We start from the raw sequence: 6,753 nt of genomic DNA, 5'->3' as shown, positions 1-6,753 counted from the left end.
CTCACCGCCCTTGCCCGTGAAGGCGGCGAAGGCTGTCCCGCCACGGAACAGGCCGTCCATGCGCGCGTCAAGGCGCTGTGTGCGCGGTTCCCGATCTACTGAGCAAAAACGCACCACAGGGTCCGATGTCGCTGAGTGTTGAAACCATAACCGGGGCGGCGATAGCCGGGATCATTCCCGCTCTCGCCCGCCTGCGTATCGCGGTGTTCCGTGAATGGCCTTACCTCTACGCCGGGGATGACCCGGTGTATGAGGAAGCCTATCTGGCCCCCTATGTGGGCAGTTCCGGCACCGCCATTATCGTCGCACGCCATGAATCACAGATTGTGGGGGCATCGACCTGCCTGCCGCTGAAGGATGAAGTGGCCGAAATCCGCGCCCCGTTTGCACAACGGGGACTGGATCTGGGACGGTTTTTCTATTTTGGGGAATCCGTGGTGCTGCCACAGTGGCGGGGACATGGGCTGGGCAAGCGCTTCTTTGCCGAACGGGAACGGCAGGCCCGCCGCATGAAGGCGGAGTTTGCCGTTTTCTGCGCGGTCCGCAGGCCGGAAGATCACCCTGCCCGCCCGGCATCGTTCCGTCCGCTGCATAAGTTCTGGGCTGATCGGGGCTTCACCCCCCTGCCCGCCGTTTCATGTTCGCTGGACTGGCGCGATGTGGGGGCCACGGAAGAAAGCCCGCACCAACTGGATTTCTGGATCAGGCCGCTACGCGATACCGCCATCCCCGATACTTTGTTGACTGGAATACCCGCATGACATCTCCCCTGCGTCTGGGCACGCATTCATGGCAGGTGGAACAGTGCCGCAGCCTTGATGATTATGCGGCCCATCTGGACCGTGTTACCGCCGCGGGTGCGGCACAGGCCGACATGCTTTTACTGCCCGAATACAGTTGTATGGAAGTCGCCGCCGCGTTTGCAACCACGCAGGCCGACGCCACAACGGAACTGCACGCCGTATGCGACCACAGCGCCGAAATCCTGCATATCATGTGTCAGGCCGCGCGCAGGCACAATGTCTGGCTCATGCCCGGCACCCTGCCGTGTGCTGACGCATCGGGGCACATTCATAACCGCGCGCCCCTGATTGCCCCGGACGGACGCCATGCGTTTCAGGACAAGCATGTCATGACGCGCTTTGAAACGGAAAGCTGGAATGTAAAAAGTGGCCGTTCGCCCGGTTTTTTCGAAACGCCATGGGGCCGGATCGGCACCAGCATATGCTATGATTCCGAATTCCCCGCCCTGGCCCGCAGCCAGATCGAGGCGGGTGTCTGGCTGCTTCTGGTTCCCACCTGCACCGACACGATGCACGGGTTCAATCGCGTAAGAATTTCCGCCCGCGCCCGTGCGCTGGAAAACCAGTGCTTTACCGCCGTATCACCGACCGTAGGCATGGCGCCATGGCTTGCCACGCTGGACGAAAACCGGGGTATTGCCGGCATTTATGGCCCCATGGACCGTGGTTTCCCCGCCGATGGCATCATTGCGGAAGGCAGGCCCGACATGGACGACTGGGCGTTTGCCACGCTGTCACCCGATGCACTGGAAGAAGTCCGTACCAACGGGGCGGTAAGGAACTGCCGCGACTGGCCGCGATCCGTAGCGACCGCAACCGCCCTTCCCTTTGTCTGATACATATTCCCGATACTGGAGAATCCCATGTCCGCTGAAGCTACGCGCGCACTGATCGCGTCCTACTATCAGGCTTTCAATGACGGTGACCATGATGCGTTCCTCGCCCTGCTGAGCGATCAGGTCGAACACGACATCAATCAGGGTGGTCGGGAGACTGGTGTGGAGAAATTCCGCACCTTCCTGAAAAAGATGGATGCGCATTACAAGGAAACCATCAAGGATATCGTCATCATGGTGAACCCGGATGGCAGCCGGGCAGCGGCTGAATTCATGGTGCATGGCGAATATCTCAGCACGGATGACGGCCTGCCGCAGGCTGCGGGCCAGACCTACGTGCTGCCAGCGGGCGCGTTTTTTACCGTAACAGACAATAAAGTATCGCGTATTTCCAATTACTATAACCTGACTGACTGGATTGAGCAGGTTTCCCGATAATTTCGGATATAATACGATATGGAATGAAGGGTATTCCATTACGGATGCCCTTCATATCAGCCTGTTTGAGATCATAAGGGAGTTTCTGGTGAAGCTTTTTTCAAAAAGGCGACACCCAGAAACTTTTCCTATTTTCTACCTGATTAATCTATCGCCTGCCCATCCGCGCTTTACGCTACATGCAGTTCCACGCCGTGTTCCCTCAGCATGGCGGTAATGTTTTCCGACGGCTGACGGTCCGTGAAGAAACCATGGACGTGCGAAAGATGCCCCAGCCGCCCCATGGGCCTGCGCCCGAATTTGGTCTGGTCGGCCAGAAGATAGACACGTCTGGCATTGCGCATCATGGCCTGCGTTACGCTGATTTCGTCCGCATCGAAATCCAGCAGCGTGCCATCCTCCTCAATGCCGCTTATGCCGATCACGGCAAAATCGGTGCGGTACTGTTCGATAAAGGTACTGGCAGTGGAGCCGGTAATGCCGCCATCGTAAAAACGCACCAGCCCCCCCCGTCACGATCACCTGAAAATCGGTCTGGGCGGATAACGGACTGGCCACATGCAGGTTGTTGGTAATGACCCGCAGCGCCTTATGCCGCCGCAATGCCTTGGCAAAGGCTTCCGTTGTCGTGCCGATACTGACGAACAGCGATGAGTTATCAGGAATATGCCGCGCGGCCAGATGCCCGATGGCTTCTTTCGCACGGCGATTGAGGACCTGACGTTCGGAATAGGCGATATTCTCGACCGAGGACGCAAGACCGGCCCCGCCGTGATGCCTGGCCACCAGCCCGCGCCGGGCCAGCATGTTGACATCGCGCCGGATGGTCTGGACCGCGACATCAAGCCGCTGGGCCAGTTCCTCGTTCGATACGTAACCCTGTGTACGCACCAGTGCCGTAATTTCCCGGTGGCGTTCTTCTGCTGACACGACGCGTGTTACTCCACTCCTGCCATGCGCATCCTATACGGCACGCGCCACGCTGCGTCCCGTGGCACCCAGATCCGCAAAAGCCTGCTCCAGCCGTGCAACGATACCCGTTTCCCCAACACGCAGCCATTTGCGCGGGTCATACAGCTTCTTGGTCGGCTTGCCCGTTGATGGGGCGATCTGGTGGCTGAATGCCTCCGCATGGTCCTGAACATAGCGGCCAATGCTGCTGGCGAATGCAAACTGGATATCGGTATCAATGTTCATTTTGAACACACCGTAAGATACGGCTTCGGTAATCTTCGCCTGCTCCGATCCCGAACCGCCATGGAACACCAGCGCCAGCGGTTTTTCGCCCGCACCGGTCGCCCGCGCCACCGCTTCCTGCGAGTTGCGCAGGATTTCGGGGCGTAATTTGACATTACCGGGCGCATAGACGCCATGCACATTGCCAAAGGACGCGGCAATGGTCACGAAACCCAGCGGGGAAAGCGCCTCATAAGCCTTGAGGACATCCTCGGGCTGGGTATAGAGATGGGCGTTATCCGCGCCATCGTCGAGGTCGTGCCCGACCCCGTCCTCCTCCCCGCCTGTGACGCCCAGTTCGATTTCAAGGCCGATACCCAGCGGGGCCATACGGCGCAGGAAGCTGGCGCATTCCGCAATATTATCGTCCAGCGGTTCAGCCGACAGGTCGATCATGTGGGAGGAAAACAGCGGGCTGCCCGTCTCCTCCACCGCTGTAGCGCTGGCGTCGATCAGGCCGGAAATCCATGGCAGCAGCTTACGGTCCGCATGATCGGTATGCAGGATCACACACACGCCGTAAGCCGCCGCAACGGTATGGACATGACGCGCCGCAGCCACGGCCCCCAGCACGCGGGCCTGCTGCGCGTCCTTCATGCCCTCGCCCGCGTAGAAACGCGCACCACCGTTGGAAAGCTGGATGATCACATCCGCCCGGTTGCGCGCGGCGGCTTCCAGCACCGCGTTGATGCTGTCGGTTCCAACCACGTTGACGGCAGGCAAGGCATAGCCCTCGTCCCGGCAGGTTTCAACCAGGCGGCGATAATCCGCCCCGGTCACGACACCGGGCCGGAGACCAAGGCGGGCGGAAGCCGGGCTTGCTTTGTCGGTCATGTCGTTTCCCTATTGCCTTTTATTATTGTTATGCAACGGATGAAATGATTGTTACCACGTTTTGGTATGGTAGTCGTGATGGCCTTCGACAAACCGCAGCGTGCCGGACTTGGACCGCATGACCAGCGAATGCGTGACCGTACGACCACCCGAACGGCGGATGCCACGCAACAGCGCGCCCCCGGTTACGCCCGTGGCAGAAAACAGCACATCACCCCGCGCCATGTCTTCCAGCGCCAGCTTGCGGGACGGATCGGCACCGGGGTTCATTTTGCGCGCGCGTTCAACCTGCCCGTCATCCTCGAACAGAAGGCGACCCTGCATCTGCCCCTGCACGCAGCGCACGGCGGCAGCGGCCAGAACGCCTTCCGGCGCGCCACCGGAACCGGCATAGATATCGATCCCGCTGTCATCAAGGCAGGCTGCGATGGCGGCGGCCACGTCCCCGTCGCTCAGCAGCGTCACACGGGCGCCGGCTTCGCGCGTGCGGGCGATCAGTTCCGCATGACGCTCACGGTCAAGGGTACACAGCATCAGGTCGGACACATCGCATTTCTTGGCCTGCGCCAGTGCCTTCAGGTTCGCCTCGATGCTGTTGTCCAGATCGACCACCCCTTCGGGCAGTGCGGGACCAACCACGATCTTTTCCATGTAGATGTCAGGCGCATGCAGGAAGTTGCCGCTTTCGGCCAGGGCCACGACAGTCAGTGCATTGGGCAGGTTCTTGGCGCACAGATTCGTGCCTTCCAGCGGGTCAACGGCAATATCCATGCCGGGACCGCCCGCGCCCACCTTTTCCCCGATGAACAGCATCGGGGCTTCGTCCATTTCCCCCTCACCAATCACCACCATGCCGTCGATCGCGACCGTATCGAAGGCGCGCCGCATGGCTTCCACCGCCGCGCCATCCGCTTCATTCTTGAGGCCGCGCCCCGTCCATGCCGACGCCGCAACAGCCGCGGCTTCCGTTACGCGCACCAGTTCCAGAGCGAGATTGCGATCCGTAACCTGATAGGGATTATACCGTGAGGAAGTCATGAAGCACTCTTTTCCTGTCTTCTGAATACGAAGGTTACGCCGCTACGGTGGAACTGAGCGTACGCCGCACCGCCGCATGCCACCCTGCTACCATAGTGTCGCGCTGGGCCTTGTCCATCGCCGGGCGGAACAGATGCCCACGGGTCCATGTCCCTTCCAGCTCGGGTATGCTGCTCCATACCCCTGTTGCAAGCCCTGCCAGAAAGGCAGCGCCCAGCGCCGTGGTCTCAACCTGCCGGGGGCGTTCTACCGGCGTCAGCAGCATATCGGCAAGAAACTGACAGAACCAGTCATTGACTGACATTCCGCCATCAACACGCAGTGCGTTCAGCGTGCCGCCCCCATCTTCCCGCATCGCGTCCATCAGATCCAGCGTCTGGTAGGCAACCGATTCCAGCGCCGCGCGGGCAATATGCGCCGCCGTCGCATCCAGCGTCAGCCCGCAGATAAGACCACGGGCATCGGGGTCCCAGTGGGGCGCGCCAAGTCCCACAAAACCCGGCACCATATACACGCCGTGGCTATGGGGAACGCGGGTGGCCATGTCATCGGTCTGGGAAGCATGGGTAATCAGGTTCAGCCCGTCGCGCAGCCAGCGTATGGCCGCACCCGCCACGAAAATCGACCCTTCCAGGGCATAGGTCGTCTCATCCCCGATACGGTATGCAATCGTGGTGAGCATGCGGTTTTCCGAACGGACGGGCTTCGATCCGGTATTGAGCAGCGCGAAGCAGCCCGTGCCGTAGGTCGCCTTCGCCGTGCCGGGCTTGAAGCAGGCCTGTCCCACCATGGCCGCGTTCTGGTCGCCCGCCATGCCCGCCACCTTCAGCGGTTCGCCGAACAGGTCGGGATCGGTCTCGCCAAATATCTCGCTGTTGGTGCGCACATCGGGCAGGATGGCGCGGGGCACGTTGAACAGCGCCAGCATCTCGTCATCCCACTGGCAGGCATGGATGTTGAACAGCAGCGTGCGCGATGCGTTGGTTGTGTCGGTCGCATGGACACGGCCACCCGTCAGCCGCCACAGCAGGAAGCTGTCGATCGTGCCGCAGGCCAGTTCGCCCTTCTCCGCGCGGGCGCGGGCGCCTTCCACGTTATCAAGTATCCACGCGATCTTGGTTGCGGAAAAATAGGGGTCCAGCAGCAGCCCCGTGCGTTCGCGCACAAGGTCTTCATGCCCCTGTTCACGCATGCGCGCGCATACCGCCGCCGTCCGGCGGTCCTGCCACACGATGGCGCGATGGACCGGCCTGCCCGTCTTGCGATCCCACATGACAATGGTTTCGCGCTGGTTGGTGATCCCGATACCCGCAATCGTACCGGGGCCACCCGCCTTTTCCATGGCCTCACGCGCGGTGGACAGGACATTGGACCAGATTTCCTCCGGGTCGTGTTCGACCCAGCCCTGATTGGGATAATGCTGCGCGAATTCGCTGCGGGCGACAGACAGGGCGGTGATGTCACGATCGAACACGATGCTGCGGGTCGAGGTCGTTCCCTGATCGATGGCGAGAATTCTGTTCTTCTTGTTCATTATCGTCTCCTGCCTCTGCGGGCGGATGCTGGGT

The 6,753-nt window shown here is 60.9% G+C and carries 6 protein-coding genes and 1 pseudogene; 3 read left to right on the top strand and 4 right to left on the bottom strand.

Translation table 11 applies throughout. The features are described 5' to 3' along the window. Positions 1-125 precede the first annotated feature (125 nt). The 3 genes from CFR79_RS09625 to CFR79_RS09615 are packed head-to-tail and all read left to right on the top strand — an operon-like array spanning position 126 to position 2,077. The gene (locus CFR79_RS09625) at positions 126-761 is read left to right on the top strand and encodes a GNAT family N-acetyltransferase (RefSeq protein WP_110547766.1); all 636 of its coding nucleotides are present in this window, start codon (positions 126-128) and stop codon (positions 759-761) included. Beyond that, the gene (locus CFR79_RS09620) at positions 758-1,639 is read left to right on the top strand and encodes a carbon-nitrogen hydrolase family protein (protein ID WP_110547765.1); all 882 of its coding nucleotides are present in this window, start codon (positions 758-760) and stop codon (positions 1,637-1,639) included. The genes CFR79_RS09625 and CFR79_RS09620 overlap by 4 nt, the downstream gene beginning before the upstream one ends. 27 nt (positions 1,640-1,666) lie before the next feature. Further along, on the top strand, positions 1,667-2,077 hold the full coding sequence (locus CFR79_RS09615) for a ketosteroid isomerase-related protein (protein ID WP_110547764.1): 411 nt from the start codon (positions 1,667-1,669) through the stop codon (positions 2,075-2,077). 170 nt (positions 2,078-2,247) lie between these two features. Here the strand turns inward: CFR79_RS09615 and CFR79_RS09610 are convergent. From CFR79_RS09610 to glpK, 4 genes and pseudogenes are all read right to left on the bottom strand, one after another. Then, positions 2,248-3,007: pseudogene (locus CFR79_RS09610) on the bottom strand (DeoR/GlpR family DNA-binding transcription regulator). 33 nt (positions 3,008-3,040) lie between these two features. Further along, a complete protein-coding gene (gene fbaA, locus CFR79_RS09605; protein ID WP_110547763.1) occupies positions 3,041-4,147 on the bottom strand; it encodes a class II fructose-bisphosphate aldolase in 1,107 nt (368 codons plus the stop codon). A 51-nt stretch (positions 4,148-4,198) separates the two neighbouring features. Beyond that, a complete protein-coding gene (glpX, locus tag CFR79_RS09600; RefSeq protein WP_102323950.1) occupies positions 4,199-5,185 on the bottom strand; it encodes a class II fructose-bisphosphatase in 987 nt (328 codons plus the stop codon). 34 nt (positions 5,186-5,219) lie between these two features. Further along, positions 5,220-6,719 carry a glycerol kinase GlpK gene (gene glpK / locus CFR79_RS09595; protein ID WP_102323951.1) on the bottom strand — a complete coding sequence of 500 codons (1,500 nt, stop codon included), beginning with the start codon at positions 6,717-6,719 and terminating at the stop codon, positions 5,220-5,222. Positions 6,720-6,753: the final 34 nt, after the last annotated feature.

The sequence above is a fragment of the Komagataeibacter saccharivorans genome (assembly GCF_003207825.1).
GTDB classification, from domain to species: domain Bacteria; phylum Pseudomonadota; class Alphaproteobacteria; order Acetobacterales; family Acetobacteraceae; genus Komagataeibacter; species Komagataeibacter saccharivorans.
The sequence above is the reverse complement of the archived record's forward strand: the minus strand, read 5'-3'. Positions and strand labels throughout refer to the sequence as shown.

What these genes read in the sequence shown, in the direction of transcription:
- CFR79_RS09625 (WP_110547766.1), top strand. Translation starts at nt 126, where the DNA reads ATGTCGCTGAGTGTTGAAACCATAACCGGGGCGGCGATAGCCGGGATC.
- CFR79_RS09620 (WP_110547765.1), top strand. Translation starts at nt 758, where the DNA reads ATGACATCTCCCCTGCGTCTGGGCACGCATTCATGGCAGGTGGAACAG.
- CFR79_RS09615 (WP_110547764.1), top strand. Translation starts at nt 1,667, where the DNA reads ATGTCCGCTGAAGCTACGCGCGCACTGATCGCGTCCTACTATCAGGCT.
- fbaA (WP_110547763.1), bottom strand. Translation starts at nt 4,147, where the DNA reads ATGACCGACAAAGCAAGCCCGGCTTCCGCCCGCCTTGGTCTCCGGCCC.
- glpX (WP_102323950.1), bottom strand. Translation starts at nt 5,185, where the DNA reads ATGACTTCCTCACGGTATAATCCCTATCAGGTTACGGATCGCAATCTC.
- glpK (WP_102323951.1), bottom strand. Translation starts at nt 6,719, where the DNA reads ATGAACAAGAAGAACAGAATTCTCGCCATCGATCAGGGAACGACCTCG.